Source organism: Caulobacter sp. SSI4214, from assembly GCF_012184455.1.
Taxonomy (GTDB): domain Bacteria; phylum Pseudomonadota; class Alphaproteobacteria; order Caulobacterales; family Caulobacteraceae; genus Caulobacter; species Caulobacter vibrioides_E.
In genome coordinates, this window is the sequence record NZ_SZWJ01000003.1 from 85837 (window position 1) to 112537 (window position 26701).

Consider the following 26701-nt stretch of genomic DNA (forward strand, 5'->3'; position numbering starts at 1 on the left):
GCTACGCCGCCGCCAGGGCGAGAGGGGCCGAGCGCGCCCCGCGCACCAGGCGTCCAGGCAGGGCGCCGGTTGGCTCGCCGTCGCGCTGGGTGACGACACCGGCGACGAGGGTCGCGACATAGCCATGGGCTTTCTGCGTCAGCCGCCGCCCGCCCGCCGGCAGGTCGTAGGCGACGCGGGGCGCTTCCAGGCGCAGGCCCTCGTAGTCGATGACATTGAGGTCCGCGCGATAGCCCGGCGCGATCAGGCCGCGATCCAGCAGGCCGACCGCGGCGGCGGTGTCGCGGGTCTGGCGGGCGATCATCGTCTCCAGCGGGATGCGCGGCCCCCGCGCGCGGTCGCGGGTCCAGTGGGTCAGGTTGCTGGTCGGAAAGCTGCCGTCGCAGATCATGCCGACATGCGCGCCGCCGTCCGACAGGCCCGGCACGGTGTCGCGGTGGGTCAGCATCCGGAAACTGGGGTCCAGCGAGCCGTCGGCATAGTTCAGGAACGGGTGATACAGCATCCCGCGCCCGTCGTTTTCCAGCATGGCGTCGAGCGCGACCTCGCCCGGCGGGCGTCCGGTCGCGGCGGCGATGGCCGCGACGGTGGCGTCGGCCGTCGGCTCGTAGTCGGGGTCGGCGCCCATAGGGAAAAGGTTGTCCCAGGCCCGCAAGGCGCTGCCCGCGAAGGGCCCTGTGGCGTCCAGGTCATGCGCGAGAAGGCGGGCGCGGAAGTCGGGGGCCGACAGGGCGGCGACTTTGTCTCGCAAGGCCTTGTCCTTGATCTCCGCGAAGACCGGGTTCTGGCTGAACGGATTGAGCGTCAGCTCCAGCCCGAACAATACGCCCACCGGCCGGCCGCAGACCTGGGCCTTCATCGGCAGGCCGGCGTCGACGGCGGCCGACAGTCCGGCCAGCATCGCCTTCCAGCCGCCCGGCGACTTGGGACTCTGCACCAGGGAGAACGACAGCGGCCGGCCGGAGCGCTCGACGATGCGGCGGACCATGGCCAGCTCGGCCGCGCCGTCGGGGAAGAAGTCCGAGACCAGTTGCAGCACGCCCTTGCCGGCGGCGGCCAGGCCCAGGGCGATGCCCGTCAGCTCGTCCTCGCCGGCGGTTAGGGTCGGGGTGGGCTGGCCGTCGCTGGTGCGGTGGTTGAGGGTGCGCGAGGTCGAAAAGCCCAGGGCCCCGGCCTCGACCGCCTGCCGTGCGATCGCGGCCATGTCGGCGATGTCGGCCGGCGTCGCCGGCTCGCGATTGGCCCCGCGCTCGCCCATCACATAGACCCGCAGCGCCGCGTGCGGCAGCTGGGCGGCGACATCGACGTCGAACGACCGGCCGGCCAGGAAGTCGAGATAGTCGGGAAAGCTCTCCCAGGCCCAGGGCAGGCCCTCGGTCAGCACCGGGAACGGGATGTCCTCGACGCCCTCCATCAGCCGGATCAGTCGATCGTGGTCCTGGGGTCGGCACGGGGCGAAGCCGACGCCGCAATTGCCCATCACCACCGTTGTCACGCCATGGCCGGAGCTGGGGCTCATCTGGCTGCCCCAGGTCGCCTGGCCGTCATAATGGGTGTGGATGTCGACGAAGCCGGGGGTGACGATCCGGCCGCGCGCGTCGATCTCGTCGCCGGCGGCGGCCAGGCGCGGTCCGATCGCGGCGATCAGGCCGTCCTTGATCCCGACATCGGCGAGGACGCCCGGCGAGCCCGTCCCGTCGAACACCGTCCCGCCGCGCAGCACGAGATCGTAGGCGTGGTCAGCCATGGCCGTCCTCCCTCGTCTTATCGTTGATCATGAGCGTGTGCCCGCGCCCGAGGGGCGTCAAGCGGAAGGCGAGAATCGAGGCCAGGATGTCGACTTGAGTTTACGTTGACGTGCGCGTGATCTTTACGGGGCGCGGAGGGCCGGTCTAGGGTAGCCGCCAATTCAAACTAACGTTTAATAGGGAGTGCGCCCTTATGCGCGAAGCGGTCATCGTCTCTTACGCCCGCACGGGCCTGGCCAAGTCCAACCGGGGCGGCTTCAACAACACCCATGGCGCGGCCATGGCTGGCCACGCCATCCAGCACGCCGTCGCGCGCGCCAAGCTGGAAGGCCCCGAGGTCGAGGACGTCGTCCTGGGCTGCGGCGGTCCCGAAGGCGCCACCGGCATGAACGTGGCCCGCAACGCCGCCATCTGGGCTGGCCTGCCGGTCACCACCTCGGGCCAGACCGTCAACCGGTTCTGCTCGTCGGGTCTGCAAGCCATCGCCACGGCGGCCAACTATGTCCGCAACGACGGCGCCGACGTCGCCATCGGCGGCGGCGTGGAGTCGATCTCGCTGGTCCAGGGCGGCGGCCACATGAACCGCTTCCACATCACCGAAGACAAGCTGATGAAGGAAAAGCCGGCGCTGTGGATGGCGATGATCGACACCGCCGACATCGTGGCCAAGCGCTACAACATCAGCCGCGAGTACCAGGACGAATACTCGCTGCGCAGCCAGCAGCGCATCGCCGCCGCCCAGGCCGCCGGCCTGTTCGACGACGAGATCGTCCCGATGGCCACCAAGATGAAGGTGGTCAACAAGGAGACCAAGGAAGAGAGCCTGGTCGACTACGTGGTCACCAAGGACGAGTGCAACCGCCCGGACACCACGCTGGAAGGCCTGGCCAAGCTGGAGCCGGTCAAGGGGCCGGGCAACTTCGTCACCGCCGGCAACGCGTCGCAACTGTCGGACGGCGCCGCCGCCGTCGTGGTGATGGAAGCCAAGGAAGCGGCCAAGCGCGGCCTGGAGCCGCTGGGCCTGTTCAAGGGCTTCGCGATCGCCGGCTGCGAGCCCGACGAGATGGGCATCGGCCCGGTCTTCGCCGTGCCGCGCCTCTTGGAACGTCACGGTCTCAAGGTCGACGACATCGACATCTGGGAGCTGAACGAAGCCTTCGCGTCGCAGTGCCTCTACAGCCGCGACCGCCTGGGCATCGATCCGGAGAAGTACAACGTCAATGGCGGCTCGATCGCCATCGGCCACCCGTTCGGCATGACCGGCGCGCGCTGCGCCGGCCACCTCTTGCTGGAAGGCAAGCGCCGTAAGGCCAAGCTGGGCGTGGTGACCATGTGCATCGGCGGGGGCATGGGCGCCGCCGGCCTGTTCGAAATCTTCTGATTTCGACCAGGCCGGATAACGGCGCCCATCATCAAGAGGGGCCCGAGATCGCTGCGCGCGATCTCGGCGCGGCGCCGCCGGCCTGTTCGAAATCTTCTGATTTCGACCAGGCCGGATAACACGGGGACAAAAAAGGCCGGGAACCGTCGAGGCGGTTTCCGGCCTTTTCTATCGGATCAGGACGCCTGCAAGCCGTTTCAGAAGCTCTGGCGCGGCGCTGTCTTGAACCCGGCGCGGGCGGGGCCATCTAGGCCTGCGTCGGCGTCGCGATCATCGCTTTAGACACGCCAGACCCGAGAGACACCCATGGCCACCAAGGCCTTCTTCGCCGCCGCCCTGATCCTGGCCGCCGCCATCGGCCTGGTCCTGCCCACCCCGGGCGCCAGCCACGCGGCGCATCCGGCCAAGTCGTCGTTCGAGACGATCGCCCTCAACAAGGGCTGATGGCGAACGCGCGGTCTTCGCCGCGTCCTTAGAACTCTTCCCAGCTATCTTCCTTGACCGCCACGGCGGCGGCGGCGCCGCGCGACGGGCGGACGATGGCCGCTGGGCGCGAAACCGGCCGGGAGACCGGACGCGCGCTGGTTGGCGCGGGCACCGACTGAACCGCCGACCGCGCCGTGCGGAACCTTGAAACCATCTCGGCCAGGGCCTTGGCCTCGTTTTTCAGCGAATGGCTGGCGGCGGTGGCTTCCTCGACCATGGCCGCGTTCTGCTGGACGACCTGATCCATCTGATTGACGGCGGTATTGACCTCGTTCAGCCCGGTGGACTGCTCGCTGGCCGAGGCCGAGATCTCGGTGACCAGGGTGTCGATGGCGGCGACCTGTTCGACGATGCGGTTCAGGGCCGCCCCGGTCTGCCCGACGAGGTCCACGCCCGCCTCGACCTGCGCTGTCGAGGTCGAGATCAGGGTCTTGATCTCCTTGGCCGCGTCGGCCGAGCGCTGGGCCAGGGCGCGGACTTCCTGGGCCACGACCGCGAACCCGCGACCGGCCTCGCCGGCGCGAGCGGCTTCGACGCCCGCGTTCAGGGCCAGAAGATTGGTCTGGAAGGCGATCTCGTCGATGACGCCGATGATCTGGCTGACCTGGTCGGAAGAGGTCTCGATCTCGGTCATGGCCGAGACCGCCTGACCGACGATCTGACCCGAACGCTGGGCGTCGGCGCGGGCCGCGGCCACCACGCGTGAGACCTCCTGCGCGCCGGAGGCGGTCTTTCGCACCGTGGCGGTGATCTGATCCAGCGCCGCGGCCGTCTGTTCCAGGCTGGCGGCCTGCTGTTCGGTGCGGCGCGAGAGGTTGTCCGAGGCCTGTGCGATCTCGTCGGAGCCGCTATTGACCCCGTCGGTGGCCGCGCCGATCGCCTGGATGGCGTCCTGCATCCGCTCGGCGGCGGCGTTGAAATTGGTCCGCAGGCTCTCGGTCTTGGGCGCGAACGGAACGGTGATCCGATGGGTCAAATCGCCGCTCGCCAGATGGTCGAGGGCTTCGTTCAGCGCGGCGACGGCGATGGCGTCGTCGCGAGCGATGGCGGCTTTCTCGGCCTCGTTGGCGGCGCGTTCGCTGTCGGCGGCCTCGCGATGCTCGGCGGCGGCGCGCTCGACACGGATCTTCTCGACGGCGGCGTCCTTGAAATGGGCCACGGCGGCGGCCATGTCGCCGATCTCGTCCTTGCGACCCTGGGCGGGCACGGCGACGCTATTGTCGCCCGAGGCCAGACGACGCATGGCGCCCGTCATGGCGGCGACGGGACGGGCGATGGCGTTCCACAGCCAACAGCCCATCAGGCCGGCGATGATTAGGGCCACGCCGCCGCCGATCAGGAGAGACAGCACCGCGGTGGTCATGGCCGCCTTGGCTTCGGCCGTCCGGATCGCCACCCGCTCGTTGGCCGCGGTCAGCAGCTCCTTCTGGATCGCTCGCAGCGCGGTCAGGCTTTTCTTCCCGGTCAGCTGGATGGCCTGGTCGCGGCCCGCGGCCGGATCGTTCATCAGGCTCATGACCGGGGCGCCGATGTCATGGCGCCAGGTCGCCATGGCTTCGCGCAGGCGCTGGATGCGCGCCTTCTGCTCGGGGATCGTGGTCTTGGTCGCGAAGCCGTCCAGCGTCTGGTCGAACTTGGCCGAGCTTTCCTCGTAGGTCTTGGCGAACTTCTTGTCGCCCATCAACACGTAGCCGCGCAGCGCGTTCTGCTGTTCCAGGATCAGAGTCAGGGCCTCTTCGGCCGTCGCGGCCAGGGCCAGGCTGCGCTCGCTCGCCACGGTTGCCTCGTCGATGCGCTGGAGGCTGACGAACACGATCGACGAGGCGATGGCCGAGGTCAGGATCAGCGCGCAGAACGCCAAGCCCAGCTTCGCCGAAATTTTCAGGTCGCTAAAAGACACCGAGCGGGCTCCTCATCTGAACGATGGCGGCCGCGAAAATTTCAGAGAACACAGCTACTTGAGGCCGGGCCACGGATCGCGATCGTCAACCGGCAGGAGTCGTCCAGAACGATTGCCGAGCGATTAACCGTGATGTGGCGGAATGTCGCGGCGCGAGCGATGGGTCTCCGCCGATCAGTGGGCTTCGTCCCAGTTCGGGGCCGCCCGAGCCTCCACCGTCAGCGGCACGGTCAGCGCCACGGCCGGTTCTGCCGCCGTCTCCATCACGCCCCGGATCACCGCGCAAGCCCGCTCGGCCTCGGCCTCCGGCGCCTCGAAGACCAGTTCGTCGTGCACCTGCAGCAACATGCGCGCTTCCAGGCCGGCGGCCTCCAGGGCGGCCGGCATCCGGATCATGGCCCGGCGCATCACATCGGCGGCCGCGCCCTGGATCGGGGCGTTGATCGCCGCCCGTTCGGCGAATTGTCGCTGGCCGACGGACTTCGACTGAATTTCGGGAATATTGATCTTGCGGCCGAAGATGGTGGTGACATGGCCGTGCTCGCGCACGAAGGCCTTGGTTGCGTCCATATAGGCCTGGATGCCCGGGAAGCGCTCGAAATAGGTCTTGATATAGGCCCCCGCCTCGCCCTGGCCGATGCCCAGCTGGTTGGCGAGACCGAACGCGCTGATGCCGTAGACGATGCCGAAGTTGATCGCCTTGGCTCGCCGCCGGATCATCGGGTCCATGCCCTCGATCGGCGTGTCGAACATCTCCGAGGCCGTCATGGCGTGGATGTCGAGGCCTTCCTGGAAGGCCCGCTTCAGCTGGGGGATGTCGCCGATATGGGCCAGCAGGCGCAGCTCGATCTGGCTGTAGTCGGCGCTGATCAACACCTTGCCGGGCGGCGCGATAAAGGCCTTGCGGATCTTCCGGCCTTCCTCGGTGCGGACCGGGATATTCTGCAGGTTCGGATCGGACGAGGACAGGCGTCCCGTCGTCGTCGCGGCCAGGGCGTAGGAGGTGTGCACCCGGCCCGTGCGCTCGGCGATCGCCGCGATCAGGTTCTCGGTATAGGTGCCCTTCAGCTTCGAGAGCTGACGCCAGTCCAGCAGTACGCGCGGCAGCTCGTGCTCGAGGGCCAGGCTTTCGAGGACGTCGCTGTCGGTCGACCACTGGCCGGTGGCGGTCTTCTTGCCGCCCTTCATGTTCATCTCGCCAAACAGCACGTCGCCGATCTGCTTGGGGCTGCCCAGGTTGAACGGCCGGCCGACGATCTCCTGGGCGCGCGCCTCGTACTGGGCCATGCGCAGGGAGAACTCGTTGGACAGCAGGCGCAGCGCCTCGGGATCGACCTTGACGCCGTCGTTCTCCATCATCGCCAGCACGGCGGGCAAGGGGCGTTCCAGCGTCTCGTAGACGGTCGACAGACCCTCGCGCGCCAGGCGCGGCTTCAGCCGCTCCCACAGGCGAAGGGTGACGTCGGCGTCCTCGGCGGCGTAGGCGGTCGCCTCGGACAGGGCCACGTGCTTGAAGCTGATCTGGGCCTTGCCGGTCCCGGCCACCTGCTTGAACGGGATCGGCTTGTGGCCCAGCCACAGCTCCGACAGCTCGTCCATGCCGTGGCCGTGCAAGCCCGCCTCCAGCACGTAGGAGATCAGCATGGTGTCGTCGATCGGCGAGACCTGGATCCCGTGGCGCGACAGCACCGCGATGTCGTACTTGGCGTTCTGCGCCACCTTCAGCACCGCCGGATCCTCCAGCAGCGGCTTCAGCGTCGCGATCACGTCGGCCAGCGGGATCTGCACGAGGTCGGCGGCGGCTTCCAGCGCCAGGCCTTCCTTTTCGCAATGGCCGACGGGAATGTAGCAGGCCTCGCCGGCCGCCACGGCCAGGGAGATTCCGCACAGGCCGGCCGTCGCCGAACCCAGGGCGTCGGTCTCGGTGTCGAAGGCCACGACGCCCTTGGCCGTCGCCTTGGCGACCCAGGCCTTCAGCGTCTCCAGATCGCGGACGCAGACATAGGTCGCATGGTCGATGGTGATCGGCTCGGCGACGGGCTGGGCGGCCGCGCGGGCGGCGGCGCCCATGTAGGAGACCGAGGTGACCGGCGCCTTCGGCGGGGCCGACGGGCGGTCCAGCGTGCCGGGCGCGGCGGCGGCCGAGCCGTCGCCGACCCGCCGGGCCAGGGTGCGAAACTCCATCTGGTCCAGGAACGCGGCCAGCGCCACCTTGTCGGGCTCGCGCACCTTCAGATCGTCCAGCGGCTCGGGCAGGGGCGTGTCGCAATCCAGCTTCACCAGCGCTCGCGACAGGCGGATCTGGTCGGCGAAATTGATCAGAGTCTCGCGGCGCTTGGGCTGCTTGATCTCGCCGGCCCGTTCCAGCAGCGTGTCGAGGTCGCCGTATTCCGTGATCAGTTGGGCGGCGGTCTTGATCCCGATCCCCGGCGCGCCCGGCACATTGTCGACGCTGTCGCCGCACAGGGCCTGAACGTCGACCACCTTTTCCGGATAGACGCCGAATTTCTCGAACACCTGCTCGCGGTCGATGCGGACGCCCTTCATCGGGTCGTACATCGACACACCGTCGCCGACGAGCTGCATCAGGTCCTTGTCGGACGAGACGATGATCGCCTCACCGCCGACCTCGCGGGCCTTGCAGGCATAGGCGGCGATGAGGTCGTCGGCCTCGTAGCCGGGCAGCTCGATGGCTGGCACCCCGAACGCCCGCGTCGCCTCGCGCACCAGCGGGAACTGCGGGATCAGGTCTTCCGGCGGCGGCGGGCGGTGGGCCTTGTACTGGTCGTACAGGGTGTTGCGGAACGTCTTCTCCGAGTGGTCCCAGATCACCGCCAGGTGGGTCGGCGTATCGCCCTGCATGTCGCGCAGCAGCTTCCACAACATGTTGCAGAAGCCTTGGACCGCGCCCACGGGCAGGCCGTCGCTCTTGCGGGTCAGCGGCGGCAGGGCGTGATAGGCGCGGAACAGATAGGCCGAGCCGTCGACCAGAAACAGCCGGACGGCGGGACCGTCCTGGGTGAGGTGCGTGGCGGGCGGGGCTTCGGAGACGACGTCGGTCATGGCGGCGAACATAGGCGGGCGGACGTGCGTCGGAAACCCTCTGAACGGCCGGGTTCACCTACCCTCATCGCCGCGCCAGAAACCCTCGCCTTGCGCCCGCGGGGCATGAGGCGTAACGGAACGCCGCTCCGCGCGGTACGCGGACGGACAGTCTTCAGGAGAGCGCGATGGGTTACCGGGTCGCCGTGGTCGGCGCCACGGGCAATGTGGGCCGCGAGATGTTCAACATCCTCGAGGAAGTCAAATTCCCCGTGGACAAGATGCACGCCATCGCCAGCCGCAAATCCATCGGGGTCGAGGTCTCGTTCGGCAACGAGATTCTGCGCTGCGAGGACCTCGAGCAGTTCGACTTCTCGAAGGTCGACATCGTGCTGATGAGCGCTGGTGGGTCGATCTCCAAGGCCTGGGGCGAGAAGATCGGCGCGGCCGGTCCGATCGTCATCGACAATTCCAGCCACTTCCGGATGGACCCGGACGTGCCGCTGGTCGTGCCGGAAGTGAACCCCGAGGCGGTCAACAGCATCCCGAAGAACATCATCGCCAACCCCAACTGCTCGACGGCGCAGCTGGTCGTGGCGCTGAAGCCGCTGCACGACGAGGCCAAGATCAAGCGGGTGGTCGTCTCGACCTACCAGTCGGTCTCGGGCGCGGGCAAGGAAGGCATGGACGAGCTCTGGGACCAGACCAAGGGCATCTATGTCCTGGGCGCGCCGCCGCCCAAAAAGTTCACCAAGCAGATCGCCTTCAACGTCATCCCCCACATCGACGTCTTCATGGACGACGGCTTCACCAAGGAAGAGTGGAAGATGACCGCCGAGACCCAGAAGATCCTGGATCCGAACATCCAGCTGGTCGCCACCTGCGTGCGCGTGCCGGTCATGGTCGGCCACTCCGAAGCCGTGAACGTCGAGTTCGAGAGCCCGCTGGACGAGGACGAGGCCCGCGAGATCCTGCGCGACGCCGAAGGGATCGTCGTGGTCGATAAGCGCGAGGACGGCGGCTACATCACGCCGAAGGAAGCCCAGGGCGAGTTCCCGGTCTATGTCTCGCGCATCCGCAAGGATCCGACGGTCGAGAACGGCCTCGCCTTCTGGTGCGTCGCCGACAACCTGCGAAAGGGCGCGGCCCTGAACGCCGTTCAGATCGCCCAGCTGCTGCACGACAAGGGCCTGATCAAGTCGAAGACGCCGGCTTAAGGTTTAGAGACAACCGATATCCCCGGCGAATGCCGGGGCCCAGATGGAAAGGCGCTGAATCGCTTCTAAGGATTCAGCGCCTTTCCCACGCCCCATCGTCCTGAGATCTGGATCCCGGCATTCGCCGGGAAGGTCGGTGGATCAGGATTTCCTGAGCCGGTTCGAGAATTTCCGACGGAGCCGCAAGATGCGGGCGGACGGCGGGCTTCCCATGTGCGAGGCGCTTTACGAGGGGTGCGCAACATGTCGCCGAGCGCCAACGCCGTTTCCGAACTCGACAATCGCCCCGCCTATGCCGCCGGCATCGGCTGCTATGTCCTTTGGGGCTTCCTGCCGCTCTATTTCCACCTGCTGTCCAGCCTGGGCGTCGGCTCGTGGGAGATGATCGCCCACCGGACGCTGTGGTCGGTGCTGTGGGCGGGCGGGCTGGTGCTGATCGCCAGGCAGGGCGGCCAGGTGGTCCAGGTGCTGCGCCAGCCGCGCACGTTGGGAATGCTGGCCCTGTCCACCCTGGCGATCTTCGGCAACTGGACGATCTATGTCTTCGCGGTGAACGCCGGCCACGTGATCGAGGCCAGCCTCGGCTATTACATCAACCCGCTGATGAACATGGCCGCCGGCGCGCTGCTGTTCCGCGAGCGGATGAGCGGCGAGGGCAAGGTCGCCATCGGTTTCGCGGCCGTCGGCGTGGCGATCCAGACGATCGCGCTGGGTCATCTGCCGATCGTGTCGCTGGGCCTGGCCCTGACCTTCTGCGCCTACGCCATCCTGCGCAAGCAGGTGAAGGCCGAGGCCCAGACCGGGCTGTTCATCGAATGCGCCTATCTGGCCCTGCCGGGCCTGGCCTACGTGCTGCATCTCGCGGCCAGCGGTCACGGGCATTTTGGTCAGGGCGGCCCGGTGACCGCGCTTCTGGCTCTGGCCGGTCCGGCGACGGTCGCGCCGCTGGCCCTGTTCGCCTGGTCGGCGCGCCGCCTGCCGCTGAGCGCCGTCGGTTTCCTGCAGTTCATCGCGCCGACGATCCAGTTCCTGCTGGGGGTGGCGTTCGGCGAGCCGTTCACGGCGTTGCGCGCCCTGTCCTTCCTGTTCATCTGGCTGGGCGTGGCCGTGTTCGCCTACGGAGCCTGGAAGAAGGCGCGGGTCCTGGCGCCGGCTTAGAACGTGTCAGGCTTGGGTGTGGGCGGTTGAGCCGCTCGACCACGCTCGAAGCTAGAGTCGGTTCGGCTGCGGCGGCGGAAAATCGCAGATCGCCACCAGGCCGGGGCGCGGGCGACGGGCGCGGAGCGTCAATCTTATGTTCAGGCGGCCGGTGATCGAGCGCACGATGGCCAGGCCCAGGCCCGCGCCGGCGTGCGCCTGCCCGGCGGCGCCGCGCGCGAAGGGCTTGAGGAGGCGGTCCAGCTCGGCCGGGTCGGCGCCTGGACCGTGGTCCCAGATCACGACCGTCGTCGCGCCGGCCTCCTCGCCCGCCAGGATGCGGACCTTGCCGCCTCCATAGGCGCAGGCGTTGAAAACGAGGTTGCGCAGCGCCTCGCCGATCAGAAGGGGATTGCCCCGGACGGGAGGCAGGTCGCGGCGAATGCGCGACAGCACCTCGACCTCCGGAAAGCCGCGCGCGGCCTCGACCTGGATCGTGGTCAGCAGGGTGGCGAGGTCGGCCTCGCCCTCGGCCGCGGCGGCCTCAGAGCGGGCCAGGGCCAGGAATTGCGACAGCAGCTGGCGCAGGTTGGCGGCGGCGTCGCGCGAGTCGCGCAACAGCGCCTGGTCGCGTGGCGCCGTCGCCGAGCGCTCCAGCAGCGCCAGATTGGCGACGATCACCGAGAGGGGGGTCCGCAACTGATGCGAGGCGTCGGCCGAGAAGCGTTCCAGGGCGCGCGTGAAGCGGTCCAGGCTATCCATCATGCGATTGAAGGCGCCGACCACCGGGGCCAGTTCGGCGGGCGCGTCGGCGGCGCTGACCGGGGTCAGGTCCGGACGCGAGGCCTGGGCGCGGGCGGTCAGGTCGGCGGTCAGCCGGCGCAGCGGCGCCAGGCCCCACCCGAGGGCTGGGATGACCAGGGCGGCGGCGACAGCGACCAGCAGCACCGGCAGGCCGATCAGGTTGAACAGCAGTTCGCGCACGCTGGCCTGGCGGGAGTCCAGGCTCTGGGCCACGGCGACCACGACCGGTTCGGCCATCCCCGGCGCCATCACGGTCGATTGCGCGATGCGCACCGGATAGCCGCGCATGGTGGCGTAGGCGAAGTTGGTCTCGTTGGGCGCCGGCGCGGGGGGGCGCGGCAGGTCCTCGTAGCCGGTGATCAGGCGAGGGCCCTGACGCACCGCGTAGAACACCGCGTCGCGTTCGGGGCTGTCCAGCAGGCCCAGGGACCAGGGCGGCAGAGCGACCTTGGCCTCGCCGTTCCTCACCCCGATCTGGGCGACGATCGAGGCGACGGACCCAGCCAGCAGGCGGTCGGAGTCCTTCTCGACCACTGCCTGGGCGGCCAGGGCGCCGGCCAGGGCCAGGGCGGCGGCCAGCAGGGCCAGCGGCGCGATCTGGGCCAGCAGCAGGCGGCCGACCAGGCTGGAGCGACCCCGTCCCCAGGCTTCGCGTCTCACGGGTCGAGCCGATAGCCAAGGCCGCGCAGCGTACTCAGGCGCGGCCCGTCCGGCGCCAGCTTGCGCCGCAGCCGGCCGACATGGACATCCAGGGCGTTGGGCGACGGCGTTTCCTCGTCGGGAAATACCTCGGCGGCCAGGTGATCGCGTTCGACGACGCGGCCAGCGCGCCCGGCCAGGGCCTTCAGCGCCGCCCACTCCCTGGGGCGCAGGTCCAGGCGCCGGTCGCCGACCCAGGCGCAGCCCGCGTCCCAATCGCAGGCCAGGGCGCCGACATGCACGGTCCGCGCGGCATAGCCGGCCTTGCGCCGCGCCACGGCCCGCACGCGGGCCACCAGCTCGAACGGGTCGAAGGGCTTTGGCACATAGTCGTCGGCGCCCATGTCGAGGCCCGCGATGCGGTCGCGGACGGCGTCGCGAGCGGTCAGGATGACGATCGGCGTGGAGACGCCCTTGCGCCGCAGCCGGCCCAGGATCTCGAACCCGTCGATGTCGGGCAGGCCGATATCCAGCACGATGGCGTCGAAGCCGGCGCCATGCGCCGAGGCCATGGCCAGGGCGGCTGCCCCGGTCTCGGCGCAGACGGCCACGTTGCCCTCGCTCTCCAGCGTCGCGATCAGCGAGCGACGCAGGGGCGGATCATCCTCGACAACCAGTATCTTCATCGGGGATGTAGGGACCGAAGACGAAAGGGGACGGGCCATCCGACGCCGATTGCCAGATAAGGTCAAGGGACGCGGAACGCGTCGGGTCATGGCCGCGCTGGTCCTGGCGGCGACGCTGGTGGGCTGCGCGCCCAAGCCCGCCGGACAGGCGACCAGCGCCTGGGACGTGAACGCCGCCCAGCGGGAGGGCGAACTGGTCATCTATATGAACAGCGACGGCCACGAGGACGTCACCGACGGGTTCCAGCGGCGCTTTCCGAAGATCAAGGTGCGCCTGGTGACGCTGACGTCCGTCAAGATCCGCGAGCGACTGATCGCCGAAACCCAGGCGGGCAAGCCGGTCGCCGACGTCGCCTGGAGTTCGACGATGGACATCCAGGTCAAGCTGATCAACGACGGCTACGCCCAGACCTATCGCAGCCCGGAGGCCAAGGGCCTGCCGACCTGGGCGGTATGGCGCGACCAGGGCTTCGGCGTCACCGCCGAGCCCATCGTCTTTGCCTATAACAAGAAGCTGTTGAACGAGGCGGAGGTCCCGCGCAGCCACGCGGCGTTGCTGGCGGCCCTGCGCGCCGACCCCGATCGCTGGCGCGGCAAGATCGCGATGTACGATCCGGAAAGGAGCGGGCTGGGCTTCATGTACATGTCCGGCGACCTGCAGGTCTATCCGGACGCCCAGGCGATGTACGATGCGCTGGCGGGGTCGGAGCCTGGTCTGTTCGTGGTGGGCTCCGCGATGCTGAACAGTCTGACGGATCAGCATGTGATGGTCTTCGGCCTGACCCAAACCTTTGCCGAATGGTGGGCGCGCAGACGCAATCCCGATCTCGGCTATGTCGTGCCCAACGACTATCAGCTTCTGATCTCGCGGGTGGCTTTCATCACCCGCTCGGCGCCGCATCCGAAGGCCGCGCGGCTGTTCCTGGACTATCTGATGTCCGACGAGGGGCAGCGGCGGCTGGCCCAAAGTGGACTTCCGCCCATCCGGTCCGTCGGCGGCGCGACCGCCCTTGGCCTAGGGGCAAGGCCGATCCGGATCGGCCCCGCCTTGCTGGCCAATTTCGACCAGGGCCGTCGGGCCGAGCTGCTCGACACCTGGAGGGCGGCTCTCAAGCAATAGGATTGCATAATATGCGGGCAATTTCGATTAAATTTTAGGCAATATTGGCGAATATCAGAAACTTGGCGGCATTTCGGCGGCCGGCGTGGAACGCCGCGAAGCTGTCACCGACCTGTCATCGCGACGCCTCTGGCGAAAGCGGAAGAACGGGCGCGGCCATCGTTGGTTGATCACGGGGTGGCCTTTTCTCCGCGTGTCGCGCTTCCCGGTATTTCATGCCTCATTTCCGCACTTTGACGCCGGATGTCGAAACGTTCGTATTGGCTCGGCTCTCGCGGAAGAGATCGGGTTCGACCCGACGCCGAAGGCGCAACCGCCCCGGAAACGCTCAGGCAACAGGGACCGCGGAGCAAGAGGACGCTGGAAAGCAGGATCGCCCCGATAGCGGGCGGCCTCGCCGAAGGAGCAAGGGCGCGACCGCGCCTGAATCTCTCAGGCCAAGGGACAGCGGGGGCAGAGGAATCGCCTGGCGGAAACGCGGGATGAGGCCCGCGCGACGCGACCGAACGCGACCGAATAGACGGTCGCGCGGGGAGGCGGCTGTCGATCGTTGAAACAGAGGGGATCTTGCTTTGACTCTTTCACGCCAAACCCGCCGGGGCCTGCTGCTGGGCTGCAGCCTGGTTCCCGCCATCCTGGCTCTCCAAGGCGCCGCTCTGGCCCAGGAGGTCGCCAAGCCCGAGGACAACAGCGTCGGCGAAATCGTCGTCACGGCCTCGCGCATCGACCGCGCCGACTTCCAGGCGCCGACCCCGACCGTGCGCGTCACCGCCCAGGATCTGAGCGTCGGCGCGCGGCCCAACATCGCCGCGGCCCTGAACGACCTGCCGCAGTTTCGCGCCACGACCTCGGCTCAGACCACCGGCACCAACACCGGCGCCGGTAACGCGCCCGTCGACCTGCGCGGCCTGGGCATCAGCCGCACCCTGGTGCTGCTGGACGGCCGCCGCTTCGCCGGCGACAACGACCTGAACCTGATCCCCAGCGTCCTGACCAAGGGCGTCGACGTGGTGACCGGCGGCGCCTCGGCGGCCTGGGGCTCCGGCGCCGTGGCCGGCGTGGTCAATATCAGCATCGACCGCGCTTTCACCGGCCTGAAGATGGGCGTCGAGCGCGGCGAGTCCTCGTACAATGACGCCAAGCAGATCCGTCTGGAGGCGGCGGCGGGCAAGAGCTTCGCCGACGGCCGCGGCCACTTCGTGATCGGCGGCGAATATATCGACAACGACGGCGTGATCCCGAAAGACAGCCGCCCCAATGTCGGTCGCTGGGCCACGGTCTCGAATGGCGCTGGCCGCTTCATCCTGGCGCCGAATGTCGGCTTCGCCAACGCCGCGCCCGGCGGCCTGATTCTTTCTGGCGTTCTGAAGGGCAAGACCTTCAATCCTGACGGCACCTTGCGCGACTTCAACTACGGCACGGTGGTCGGGACCAACACGGTCGGCGGCGAAGGGCCCTCGAACGATGACCTCTCGCCGCTGGTCACGCCGCAGAAGCACTACGCGGCCATGGCCAGCCTGACCTATGACCTGACCGACAAGGTCAAGATGACCGCCGAGCTGCGTCGCTCGCGGATGTGGAACGACTACATCTGGTTTGGCGACCACAATCGCGGCAACCTGACGATCAAGTCGGACAACGCCTTCCTGCCGGCGGCGGTGAAGTCGGCGATGGCGGCGGCCGGCCAGACAAGCTTCACGATGGGCCGCTTCAATACCGAGGCCTATCCGACCATCGACTTCGAGCGTGTCTCGACCCAGGGCACGATCGCCTTCGACGGCTCGTTCGGCGACAGCTGGCGCTGGAGCGCCTACTACAGCCATGGCGAGAACGAGAACAATATCGACACGCCCGGGTTCTTCCTGACCCAGAACTACGCCAACGCGGTCGACTCGGTGATCAGCCCGACGACCGGTCAGCCGATTTGCCGCGTCGCCCTGACCAACGCCTCGACCAACTGCGTGCCGATCAACCTGTTCGGCCAGGGCGCGCCTTCCAAGGCGGCGCTGGCCTATGTGACCGGCACGCCCAGCCAGCGCGAGACCAGCAAGCTGGACGTCGGCGGCTTCAGCCTGCGCGGCGAGCCCTTCAGCCTGCCCGCCGGTCCGGTCTCGATCGCCGTCGGCGCCGAGGCCCGCAAGGAGTCGATCAACCGCACGGTCGGCGCGCTCGACGCGGCCAAGGCCTTCACCACCTTCAGCTTCTCGGCCATGACCGGCAGCTACAATGTCAAGGAAGCCTTCGCCGAGGTGCTGGTCCCGGTCATCCGCGACGTCCCGGTCTTCAACAAGCTGGAAGTCAACGCCGCCGCCCGCGTCTCCGACTACAACACCACCGGCTCGATCTGGTCGTGGAAGCTGGGCGCCACCAACGAGTTCTTCCCCGGCTTCCGCGGCCGGATCACCGAGTCGCGCGACATCCGCTCGGCTAACCTGACCGAGCTCTTCACGACCAGCACGACCGGCTACAACACGATCGTCGATCCGAAGACCAACTCCAGTGTCTATGTGCTGACCAACGGCGGCGGCAATCCGAACCTGACGCCCGAGACGGCCAAGACCTTCACGACCGGCTTCGTCTATTCGCCGCCGGCCCTGCCGGGCCTCAATGTCTCGGTCGATTACTTCAATATCAACATCGATAACGTGATCACCACGGTCGCCGCGCAGGACATCGTCACCCGCTGCGCGAACGGCAACGCCGACATGTGCTCTCGGGTGACCCGCGACGCCAGCGGCACGATCACGCGCATCGTGTCGACCTATGTGAACCTAGCCAACTACAAGACCGATGGCGTCGACGCCGAGATCTCCTACGCGACCGATCTCGACCGTCTGATCGCGAACGCGCCGGGTCGCATCCGCGCCCGCTGGCTGATGACCTGGGTCAACAGCCTGACGACCAATGACGGGGTCAGCAAGATCGAGTACGTGAAGTCGCAGGGCTATTCGTTCGGCCTGGGCACGCCCAAGAGCCGGATGACCGGCAGCCTGGACTGGTCGGGCAAGGTGTTCAGCGCCAATCTGCGGGCGCGCTACATCTCGCCGGGCAACTACAACAACACCGTCGATCTCGTGAATGGCCATATCAAGGCCTACACCTATGTCGACCTGGGCGTTCAGGCCAAGCTGCCGCCCCTGGCGGGACACCAGATCGAGCTCTACGCCAACGCGACCAACCTGTTCGACAAGGACCCGCCGGTGAGCTCGCTGTACTCGCCCTACTACGACGTGATCGGCCGCTATGTGACCGTCGGCGCGCGGATGCGTTTCTAATCCCGCCCGACATCGCGCCGCCGGCCTGCTTCCCCTCGCTGTCCTGGCCGGCGGCGCCTCCCCCTTTCCCGAGGCATTCCCAGATGATTTCCCGTCATGCCCTGGCGTTGGCCCTGTTGGCCGGCGCCGTCGCGACCCCCTTGGCGGCGCAGACCGTCGCGCCGCCCGCCGCCATCGTCGTCGACGGCGCGCCCGCCATTCCCCGGGACTTGGTCGAGGCCACGGCGCCCTATCTGCAGGCGCGCCACGCCGACTTCCTGGGCTGGAACGCGGCCGACCATTCGATGCTGATCAAGACCCGGTTCGGCGGCTCGAACCAGATCCACGTCGTGGCCAAGCCCGACGGCGACCGTCGCCAGATCAGCTTCGAGAGCGAACCGATCCTGACCGCCGCCCTGTCGCCCAAGGGCGATACGCTGGTGATCCAGAAGGACAAGGGCGGTGACGAGTTCTATCAGCTCTACGTCCTGGAGGCCGGTCGCCCGCGCCTGATCACCGACGGCAAGAGCCGCAACTGGTTCGGCGCCTGGTCGCGCGACGGCAAGCTGGTCGGCTACGCCTCGTCGCGCCGGAACGGCGCCGACATGGACCTCTATGTCGTCGATCCCAAGGATCCCAAGATCGACCGCCTGGTCGCCCAGGTAACCGGCGGCGGCTGGAACATCGTCGATTTCTCGGCCGACGGCGCCAAGGCCCTGGTCTTGAATCGCATGTCGGTCAACGAGGCCATGGTCTATGAGCTCGACCTGGCCAGCGGCAAGATGAAGGCGCTGACCGATCCGAAGGCCAAGGCCTCCTATGTCGATCCGAAATACGCCCAGGACGGTTCGGTCTGGCTGACATCCGACAAGGGCTCGGACTTCCAGCGCCTGGGCAAGCTGGACGGCAAGGGCGGCTTCATCCCGGTGTCGAAGGAGCCGCGCTGGGACGTCAGCGACTTCGCCGTCTCGCCGGACGGGACCTTCGCGGTCTATGCGATCAACGAGGCGGGCGTGTCGCGCGTGCGGGTCCTGGATTTGGCCAGCGGCGCGGTTCGAACCGTGGACGGTCTGCCGGCGGGCGTCATTCCCTACGCCATCGGTCCGGCCATCAGCATCGCGCCGTGGGGCGAGATCGGCCTCAGCATGGCTTCGGCGAAGGTGCCGGGCGACGCCTTCTCGATCGACCCGAAGACCCTGGCCGTCACCCAGTGGACCCACAGCGAGACCGGCGGTCTGGATCCCAGCCGCAATGTCGAGCCGAAATTGGTCGAAGTCGCCAGCTTCGACGGCGAGAAGATCTCGGGCTTCCTCTACCAGCCCGACCCGGCCAAGTTCCCGGGCAAGCGCCCGCTGATCGTCGACATCCACGGCGGTCCGGAAGGGCAGACGCGGCCGGACTTCCTGGGCGGGAACAACTATCTGCTGAACGAGATGGGCGTCGCGCTGTTCTTCCCGAACGTGCGCGGCTCGACCGGCTACGGGACGCGGTTCGTCAACCTCGACAACGGTCCGTTCAAGCGCGAGGACTCGGTCAAGGACATCGGGGTCTTCCTCGATACGCTGGAAAAGAATCCGGCCCTTGACGCCAGCCGCTTCGCGGTCAACGGCGTCTCGTATGGCGGCTACATGTGCTACGCCTCGGCCACGCACTACAGCCCGCGCCTGAAGGGCGCCAACTGCTACGTCGCGATCTCGAACTTCGTCACCTTCCTGGAGAACACCCAGGCCTACCGCCGCGACCTGCGCCGGGTGGAGTATGGCGACGAGCGCGACCCCAAGCAGCGCGAACAGCTGATGAAGATCTCGCCGCTGACCAGCGTCGACAAGATCACCACGCCGCTGCTGGTGGCCACCGGCGGAACCGATCCCCGCGTGCCGCCGTCGGAAGCCGAGCAGATGATCAAGGCCGTCCGCGCCCGCGGCGGCTCGGTCTGGCACGTGCTGGCCAAGAACGAGGGCCACGTCTTCCGCAAGAAGGAGAACGAGGACTACTATTTCTGGACCAGCATCATGTTCTGGCGAAAGACGCTATTGGGCCAATAGGCCTGGCGAGGCGCGGACCGGCGGGTCCGCGCCCTTCGCGTTAAAGGGTCTCGCGCCGCCGGACATAAGGATATCTTTATGCGTTAATTGCTCGGAAGGGGTCGGCGCTGTATAAGCGCGCCAAGATCCCATCCGACCGCAGGAGCCCCAAGTGGCCGACTACATCGTCAAGGACATCTCGCTCGCCGATTTCGGCCGCAAGGAAATCGCCATCGCCGAGACCGAGATGCCGGGCCTGATGGCCACGCGCGCCGAATACGGCCCCAAGCAGGTTCTGAAGGGCGCCCGCATCGCCGGCAGCCTGCACATGACCATCCAGACCGCCGTGCTGATCGAGACCCTGGTCGCCCTGGGCGCCGAGGTTCGCTGGGCCTCGTGCAACATCTTCTCGACCCAGGACCACGCCGCGGCCGCCATCGCCGCCGCAGGGATCCCGGTCTTCGCCTTCAAGGGCGAGAACCTGGTCGAGTACTGGGAATACGCCCACAAGATCTTCGAGTGGGGCGACGGCGGTTATCCGAACCTGATCCTCGACGACGGCGGCGACGCCACCCTGCTCTGCGTGCTGGGCCCGAAGGCCGAGAAGGATCCCTCGATCCTCGACAACCCGCAGAACGAAGAGGAAGAAGCCCTCTACGCCGTGATGAAGAAGTACCTGGCCGAAAAGCCGGGCTTCTATTCGGCGATCCGCGCGGCTATCGGCGGCGTCTCGGAAGAGACCACCACGGGCGTGCACCGTCTGTACCAGATGGCCCAGAAGGGCGAACTTCCGTTCCCGGCCATCAACGTCAATGACAGCGTCACCAAGAGCAAGTTCGACAACCTGTATGGCTGCCGTGAAAGCCTGGTCGACGCCATCCGTCGCGGCACCGACGTCATGCTGTCGGGCAAGGTCGCGGTGGTCTGCGGCTATGGCGACGTGGGCAAGGGCTCTGCCGCCTCGCTGCGCCAAGGCGGCGCCCGCGTGATCGTCACCGAGGTCGACCCGATCTGCGCGCTGCAGGCGGCGATGGAAGGCTACGAGGTCCAGACCCTCAATGACGTCGCCGACAAGGCGGACATCTTCGTGACGGCGACCGGCAACAAGGACGTCATCACGCTGGACGACATGCGGAAGATGAAAAACAACGCCATCGTCTGCAACATCGGCCACTTCGACTCGGAAATTCAGATCGCCGCCCTGCGCAACTACAAGTGGGACGAGATCAAGCCGCAGGTCCACCACGTGGAATTCCCGGACGGCAAGAAGCTGATCGTGCTGTCGGAAGGCCGCCTGGTGAACCTGGGCAACGCCACGGGTCACCCGAGCTTCGTGATGTCGGCCTCGTTCACCAACCAGACCCTGGCCCAGATCGAACTGTGGACTAACAAGGCCGCTTACAAGAACGACGTCTACACCCTGCCCAAGCACCTGGACGAGAAGGTCGCCTTCCTGCACCTGGAAAAGCTGGGCGCCAAGCTGACCACCCTGCGCAAGGATCAGGCCGACTACATCGGCGTTCCTGAAAAGGGCCCGTTCAAGCCGGATCACTATCGCTACTAGTCTTCGGACGATTTTCGATTTCTCGGAAAGGCTCGCCAGCGACGGCGAGCCTTTTCTTTGCGCGGGGCCTTGAACACGCCCTGTTCAAGTCCCGCTTGCTCGGCTAATCGCTTTTTCCATGCCGTTAGCCCTGATCATCTCCAGCCATGTCGCCGGCAGCCAGGTCGGCGCGTCCGCCCAGGCCGCGGCGCTGGCGCAGTTTCGCATCGAGTCGATGGTCACCCCGACGGTCCTGTACGGCCGTCATCCCGGCTGGGGCATCCCCGGCGGGGCGCCGGTGCCGATCGAGGTGTTCGAGGGCATGCTGGACGGCATCGAGGCCAATGGCCTGTTCGGTCAGGTCGACCTGGTCATCACCGGCTATTTCGCCTCCGCCGCCCAGGTGCGCGCCGCCGCGCGGGTCATCGACGCCGTGCGCGAGACGCCTCGCCAGGGCGCGGCGACCCGCAAGCCCGTGATCGTCGTCGATCCCACCATGGGCGACGCGGGCAAGGGCCTGTACATCCCGTCCGAGACCGCCGACGAGATCATCGCCGACCTGGTGCCCCGCGCCGACGTGGTGGCCTGCAACGCCTGGGAGCTGCAGAAGCTGACCGGCGCGGATTCTCGCGACCCGATCGCGGCGATGAAGGCGGCCCGCCTGCTGGGCAAGACCACGCTGGTCTCGTCGGTGCATCGCGGCGCCGAGATCGGCGCGGTCCTGGCCGACCGCAAGGAGGCCTGGCTGGCCGCCCACGCCAAGTCCGACCATTCGCCCAACGGCACCGGGGATCTGCTGACCGCGCTCTACGCGGCCTCGATCCTGGAGGGGCAGACCTTCTCCTACGGTCTGGCCCGCGCCGTCGGGGGCGTGGCCGAGACGGTCACCGCCGCCAATATCTACAACTCGCCCGAGCTGCCGATCGTGATGATGGGCGCGCGGATCAAGCAGACCTCGCCGACGGTCCGCATCGAGCGACTGGCCTGAGGACCTGGGCATGACCGTCGAGATCACGGGCTTCTGCCCCGACCGCTTCACCCGCGTCCGCGAGACGTTCGAGGCCAACTTCGCCGACACGACGGCCGGCGGGACCGGAGAACTGGGCGCGCGCTTCTCGCTGGCGATCGATGGCGAGATCGTGGTCGACCTGATGGGGGGCTTCGCCGACCGCAAGCGCGAGGTTCAGTTCGGTCCCGACACGCTGACGGCCCTGTTCTCGACGACCAAGGCCGTGGCGGCCCTGATGGTGGCGCGCCTGGTCGACGAGGGGCGCCTGGCCTACGACCAGCGCGTCGCCGACGTCTGGCCCGAGTTCGCCCAGAACGGCAAGCAGGACGTCACCGTCGAGCAGGCCCTGTCGCACCAGGCGGGCCTGTCTGGCTTCCCGGACGAGACCGATCCGGCGCTGTGGTTCGACTGGGACGCCACGTGCGCCAAGCTGGCGGCCATGGCGCCGCTGTTCCCGATCGGCTCGGCCAGTGGCTACCATCCGGTGACCTTCGGCTACATCGCCGGCGAAATCTTCCGTCGCGTCGACGGCCGGACGATGGGAACGGCGCTGCGCGAGGACATCGCGGTTCCCTGCGGCCTGGACCTGTGGATCGGCCTGCCCGACAGCGAGCACGGCCGCGTCGCCGACCTGATGCGTCCGACGGCCCTGCCGCGATTTGGCGAGATCAATCCCGCCCTGACCGCCGCCTTCCTGAAACCCTGGTCCTCGCCGGGCGGAAAGGGGGCGGCCGAATGGCGGCGGGTCGAGATTCCGTCGGCCAACGGTCACGCCACGGCCGCCGCCCTGGCCCGCCTGATGGGCGCCTTGGCCAGCGGCGGGACCCTGGACGGGCGTTCGATCCTGACCCCAGCGGGCATCCGGGCCGCGACGGCCGAGCGCATCCGCGGCCAGGATCTCGTGCTGCCCTTCGAGATCAGCTGGGGCGCGGGCTTCATGCGCAACGCGCCGAACCTGTTCTACGGCCCGACGGACGAGGCGTTCGGCCACTCCGGTTGGGGCGGCTCCTGCGCCTTCGCCGATCCGACGCGCGGTGTCGCCGGCGCCTATGTGATGAACAAGCAAGGCAACGCCCTGATCGGCGACCCGCGCGCGGTGCGCCTGATCCAGGCCGCTTACGCCTCGCTCTAGATTTTTGTCTTCGTTCAGCTCACGGACGATCTGGCGGTGCCGGCGCGTCGGCCACGACGAGATAGCGCACCTGAGGCTCGCCAGAGGCGTTCAGGTCTTCGGCGCTGGCTTGCGCGGCGTGGTAATCGCCATAGGGGCCGAGCACGCGCGGCCAGGGCAGATGGCGGGCGTCGTCGACCCAGCGGCCTCCGATCACCCAGTAGCGTTCGGCGAAGTTGCTCGTCATTCGGTCCAACAGAGGGCCTCCCAACGCAGGTCGCCGGCGTACCGGTGCGCGACCCGCCCCGTGTCATCGATCGCGAAGGCCAGCAGCCAGCCATTGTCGAGCAGCGCCCGGACCTGGGGCTGACGCGCCAGCACCGCCGAGATGTCTTCGGGCGCCGCCGCCAGAAAGACGCTGAGCCGCAGCGGCTCGTGCACGAAGCCGCCGCCGTCGTGGATCGATTGCAGCGGCAGGCCGATCCGAAGGTCGCCGCCGTTGCCCTCGAGCACGCCGACGCGGCCGCACACATTGTGCAAAGTCTTGTCGCCGGCGCCGAAGACCGCGTTCGCCACGGTCGAGCCGTAGTACTGCAGGCTGATCCAGCTGGCGACCACCATGGGGGCGGTCAGGATCAGCTCCAGCACCTTGAGGTCGGGATCGGCGGCCCGGTCGTAGCTGTGCAGAAAGGCCCGGCCCTCGAGATCGCGGCCCGCCGTCAGGGCGCGGGGCGCGGCGATGAAGGCCGCGGCGCGGGCCAGGCCCCATTCCGGCCGGATCTGCGACCAGTCCTGGCTCCGCGCGAAGACTTTTTCGCCGTCCAGGGGCGAGAGGCCCAGCAGCGGCGCCCGCTCGGCCCGCGCCAGTTCCGACGCCCGCTGGAGCTTGCGGCGGGCCTCGGCCAGGTCGGCGGCGTGGGTGGCCGGCGCGGCCGCCTCGTCCAGGATCGTCACGACGTCGGTGGTGGTGTCGTGCAGCGCGGCGACGAACACGGTGTCGTCCGGGATCCGCAGGCCCTTTTCGGCCAGGCCGAGGCGGACGTCCGGATCGTTGAGCAGCACGGCCGCGAACCGCGCGTTGGGCGCGCCGCTATGACCGCCGCAGGCCCCGCAATCCAGCCCCGCCGCGTGCGGATTGTTGACGCTCGTCGCGCCGTGTCCGACCAGCAGGACGACACGCGCCAGACCGTCGAGCAGCGACATCCCGCGCAGGGCGGACTCGGCCAGCCGGACGCGCTCCCGTTGCTCCAGTCCGTCCAGCCTGAGGGGCGGACCGGCGGGCGCGGCCTTCGGCGCGCCGCCGCCTAAGGCGGAGGCGGCCAGCTTGACGCCATAGGCCAGGCCAAACGCCTCGACAAAGCCAAAGCACGACACCGCCGATTGCTTCAGGGCCGTCCAGATCGGCTTCAACGACTTGGCCAGGGCGAGGGGGCCGCCGCGCGCCTTTTCGGCCCGCACCTCGAAGCTCGGAGTCAGCAACACGGGGCAGTGCGCGTGCCCCGCCCCGCCGTGCTCGTGATAGACGAACGGCATCCCGAAGAAGCCGGCGAAACCCAGGGTCTCGGCCCGCGGCCAAACGCTCTCCAGCGCGCGCCGATAGACCTCGGAGCGAACATCGATGCAGAACACCGCCTGAAGATCGGGCCGCTGGACCTCGGGTCGGCCTTGTCCCCGCGCCAGGCGCGCGATCACGCCGTGCTGGAAATGGCGCTCATAGGCGCGCTGCAGCACCAGATCGACCGCGAAGTCGTCATCCTTGGCGGGAGGTCCGGTCCGCGCGCTCGACAGGGCCTGGCGCCACGCCGCGAGGAACGGCGCGTCCCGCCGCTGGCGGAACAGCGCGTAGCCCCACACAAGCCTGATGGCGAGGAACTCGGTCAGGCGGCCTTCCGGCTGGCCGGTCAGCCCGGCTTCCCAGTCGAGCCGCCGCGCATAGGCGGCCCAGCCGCGCACGTCGAATAGCGCTCGGTAGAGATAATCCGTCCACTGATCTTGAGGGATTTCGAGCCCGTCCAGAACCGCCGCGATGGCGTCCATGGGATCGGCGGGCAGGGCGGAAACCGTCGCCGCCAGCCCCTTGACCCCCATGACCCGGGCGTTGTGATCGAAGCGGACCGACCAGCGCCAAGCCTCGAACAGGCCCATGCCCCGCCATGGCGCGGGCCAGGCGGCCTGGCCCTCGTCGAAATAGGCGGCGCACCACTTGGAGATCTCGTCGACCATGAAGGCGGTGCGAGAGACCTGGCGGTCGCCGTCGGACAGGGCGTCCAGAACGTCCGCGACGGTGGCCACGCGCCCGCCCCGTTGGGGGGCTGAGTCCACGGTCAGGGCCTTCAGGCAATCCTCGCGAGTCAGGGCCGGGGCCGGCGAAGCCGCCAGCACCGCGTCCAGATCGGCCTCGGAGATCCGGCCCTCGCGGAAGGCCGCGCGATAGAAGGCCCGGGGCATGACCAGCGGCGCGCCCGTCAGCCGATGCAGCTCGCGCGCCGCCCGCTCGAAGGGCGTCGTGGCGAAACCCAGGAACGGATTGACGGCCACGAAGCTGGACAGCGGCCAGAGCGGGGCCACGCGGTCGCGGGCGGTCTGGATCGCCGCCCGCAGCAGGGCGTCCCTGGGCGTGGGCGGGGGCGGCGCTGACGGCGGCCGCGCGGCGAGGACGGGTTCGGCGAGGGCGAGGCTCATGCGGTCGCTCCGGTGGTCTTGGATTGTGAGGGCGGGGCGGGCCAGAGCCGCAGCACCCAGCGATTGGCCAGCGTGTTCAGGTAGAAGCCGTGGGCGACCACGACATAGGCCCGGGCCCAGGCCGGCGAGCGGCTGGCGGCGGGCAGGCGCAGTTGCAGGCAGACCAGCGCGGTCATCGCCGCCACGACCCCGATCGCGAGGGCGACGAAGCCGCCGCCTGGGGGCGGGGCCTGTCCGGCGAGATCGCCCAGCAGCCGCGCGAACAGGGCCTGGGCTCCCAGATGGGCGCCGAACATCACGGCGCTGGCCGCGACAAGGCCCGCCAGGGCGGGGCCGGGCCGCCGCTGCCCGAGGACGACCCGCGACAGGCCTAGCAGCAGCACCGAGGCCAGCAGGAAGGCGCCGGGACGCTGGCCGGGGCCAGCCCCCGTCGCCGTCATGCCCGCGGCCAGGATCAGGACCAGGGCCGGGGCGGCCAGGGCGGCGAGACGAGAGGCGGGGCGGGGCGGGGCGGGCGCCTCTCCCGAGGCGGCGTCGCCCGCCGAAAGGAAGGCGTGGGCCTTGTAGAGCGCGTGGGCGACGATGTGCAGCAGCGCCACCGAATAGGCGCCCAGCCCGCACTCCAGCAGCATGAAGCCCATCTGGGCGATCGTCGAATAGGCCAGCGTGACCTTGACCGAGGTCTGGGTCAGCATGATCAGCGATCCCAGCACCGCGCTGGCCGCGCCGACGGCCGCCAGCAGGCCCAGCGCGGCCGGATGCTCCAGGATGAGCCCGCCGAACCGCAGCACCAGGAAGCCGCCCGCGTTGACCACGCCGGCGTGCAGCAGGGCCGAGACTGGCGTGGGCGTCTCCATCACCTCGAGGATCCAGCCGTGGAACGGGATCTGCGCCGCGCTGAGGATCGCCGCGGTCGCC

General features: G+C 68.4%; 18 protein-coding genes and 2 riboswitches. Of the genes, 10 read left to right on the forward strand and 8 right to left on the reverse strand.

From position 1 onward, the window contains the following. Position 1 precedes the first annotated feature (1 nt). Entirely contained in the window at positions 2–1747 is a 1746-nt protein-coding gene (locus FCU40_RS01845; RefSeq protein ID WP_168072496.1) for an amidohydrolase family protein, read from the reverse strand. A 194-nt stretch (positions 1748–1941) separates the two neighbouring features. On the opposite strand from FCU40_RS01845, the gene FCU40_RS01850 reads away from it, so the two are divergent. Further along, complete coding sequence (locus FCU40_RS01850) at positions 1942–3129, forward strand: acetyl-CoA C-acyltransferase (RefSeq protein ID WP_168072498.1); 1188 nt, start codon at positions 1942–1944, stop codon at positions 3127–3129. Positions 3130–3435: 306 nt separating this feature from the next. Then, positions 3436–3573, forward strand: coding sequence for a hypothetical protein (locus FCU40_RS01855; RefSeq protein WP_168072499.1), 138 nt, complete (start codon positions 3436–3438; stop codon positions 3571–3573). A gap of 28 nt (positions 3574–3601) precedes the next feature. Here FCU40_RS01855 and FCU40_RS01860 read toward each other — a convergent pair whose 3' ends face one another. After that, entirely contained in the window at positions 3602–5515 is a 1914-nt protein-coding gene (locus tag FCU40_RS01860; protein ID WP_168072501.1) for a methyl-accepting chemotaxis protein, read from the reverse strand. 174 nt (positions 5516–5689) lie between these two features. Continuing rightward, the gene (gene polA, locus FCU40_RS01865) at positions 5690–8578 is read right to left on the reverse strand and encodes a DNA polymerase I (RefSeq protein WP_175582051.1); all 2889 of its coding nucleotides are present in this window, start codon (positions 8576–8578) and stop codon (positions 5690–5692) included. 167 nt (positions 8579–8745) lie between these two features. On the opposite strand from polA, the gene FCU40_RS01870 reads away from it, so the two are divergent. Together FCU40_RS01870 and rarD are read left to right on the forward strand one after the other, a co-directional pair. Then, a complete protein-coding gene (locus tag FCU40_RS01870; RefSeq protein ID WP_168072506.1) occupies positions 8746–9774 on the forward strand; it encodes an aspartate-semialdehyde dehydrogenase in 1029 nt (342 codons plus the stop codon). Positions 9775–10017: 243 nt separating this feature from the next. Continuing rightward, entirely contained in the window at positions 10018–10932 is a 915-nt protein-coding gene (gene rarD, locus FCU40_RS01875; protein ID WP_168072508.1) for an EamA family transporter RarD, read from the forward strand. Between the two features lie 51 nt (positions 10933–10983). Here rarD and FCU40_RS01880 read toward each other — a convergent pair whose 3' ends face one another. Then, positions 10984–12375, reverse strand: a complete 1392-nt coding sequence (locus FCU40_RS01880) for a sensor histidine kinase (protein ID WP_168072510.1) — start codon at positions 12373–12375, stop codon at positions 10984–10986. Continuing rightward, complete coding sequence (locus FCU40_RS01885; protein ID WP_168072512.1) at positions 12372–13040, reverse strand: response regulator transcription factor; 669 nt, start codon at positions 13038–13040, stop codon at positions 12372–12374. The genes FCU40_RS01880 and FCU40_RS01885 overlap by 4 nt, the downstream gene beginning before the upstream one ends. 88 nt (positions 13041–13128) lie before the next feature. Here FCU40_RS01885 and FCU40_RS01890 point away from each other — a divergent pair, with 88 nt between their 5' ends. The 6 genes from FCU40_RS01890 to FCU40_RS01915 all read left to right on the forward strand — a co-directional run bounded on the left by FCU40_RS01890 (position 13129) and on the right by FCU40_RS01915 (position 23122). Continuing rightward, positions 13129–14160 (forward strand): extracellular solute-binding protein, encoded by a 1032-nt coding sequence (locus tag FCU40_RS01890; protein ID WP_168072514.1) that lies wholly within the window; start codon positions 13129–13131, stop codon positions 14158–14160. A 265-nt stretch (positions 14161–14425) separates the two neighbouring features. Further along, positions 14426–14515, forward strand: a riboswitch (glycine riboswitch). A 3-nt stretch (positions 14516–14518) separates the two neighbouring features. Next, positions 14519–14610: riboswitch (glycine riboswitch) on the forward strand. Between the two features lie 122 nt (positions 14611–14732). Next, positions 14733–17435: a TonB-dependent receptor gene (locus FCU40_RS01895; RefSeq protein WP_168072516.1), complete on the forward strand. Its 2703-nt coding sequence runs from the start codon at positions 14733–14735 to the stop codon at positions 17433–17435. Positions 17436–17518: 83 nt separating this feature from the next. After that, positions 17519–19459 (forward strand): prolyl oligopeptidase family serine peptidase, encoded by a 1941-nt coding sequence (locus tag FCU40_RS01900; protein WP_175582052.1) that lies wholly within the window; start codon positions 17519–17521, stop codon positions 19457–19459. A 151-nt stretch (positions 19460–19610) separates the two neighbouring features. Further along, on the forward strand, positions 19611–21002 hold the full coding sequence (gene ahcY / locus FCU40_RS01905) for an adenosylhomocysteinase (RefSeq protein WP_004621815.1): 1392 nt from the start codon (positions 19611–19613) through the stop codon (positions 21000–21002). A 118-nt stretch (positions 21003–21120) separates the two neighbouring features. Continuing rightward, positions 21121–21969, forward strand: a complete 849-nt coding sequence (locus tag FCU40_RS01910) for a bifunctional hydroxymethylpyrimidine kinase/phosphomethylpyrimidine kinase (RefSeq protein ID WP_004621813.1) — start codon at positions 21121–21123, stop codon at positions 21967–21969. A gap of 10 nt (positions 21970–21979) precedes the next feature. Further along, on the forward strand, positions 21980–23122 hold the full coding sequence (locus FCU40_RS01915; protein WP_168072518.1) for a serine hydrolase domain-containing protein: 1143 nt from the start codon (positions 21980–21982) through the stop codon (positions 23120–23122). Between the two features lie 19 nt (positions 23123–23141). Here FCU40_RS01915 and FCU40_RS01920 read toward each other — a convergent pair whose 3' ends face one another. From FCU40_RS01920 to FCU40_RS01930, 3 genes are all read right to left on the reverse strand, one after another. Next, positions 23142–23357: a hypothetical protein gene (locus tag FCU40_RS01920; RefSeq protein WP_168072520.1), complete on the reverse strand. Its 216-nt coding sequence runs from the start codon at positions 23355–23357 to the stop codon at positions 23142–23144. Then, positions 23345–25783, reverse strand: coding sequence for a DUF2309 domain-containing protein (locus tag FCU40_RS01925; RefSeq protein WP_168072522.1), 2439 nt, complete (start codon positions 25781–25783; stop codon positions 23345–23347). The genes FCU40_RS01920 and FCU40_RS01925 overlap by 13 nt, the downstream gene beginning before the upstream one ends. Further along, a partial coding sequence (locus FCU40_RS01930; protein WP_275052036.1) for a proton-conducting transporter membrane subunit occupies positions 25780–26701 on the reverse strand: 922 nt, incomplete at its 5' end. The genes FCU40_RS01930 and FCU40_RS01925, both read right to left, overlap by 4 nt.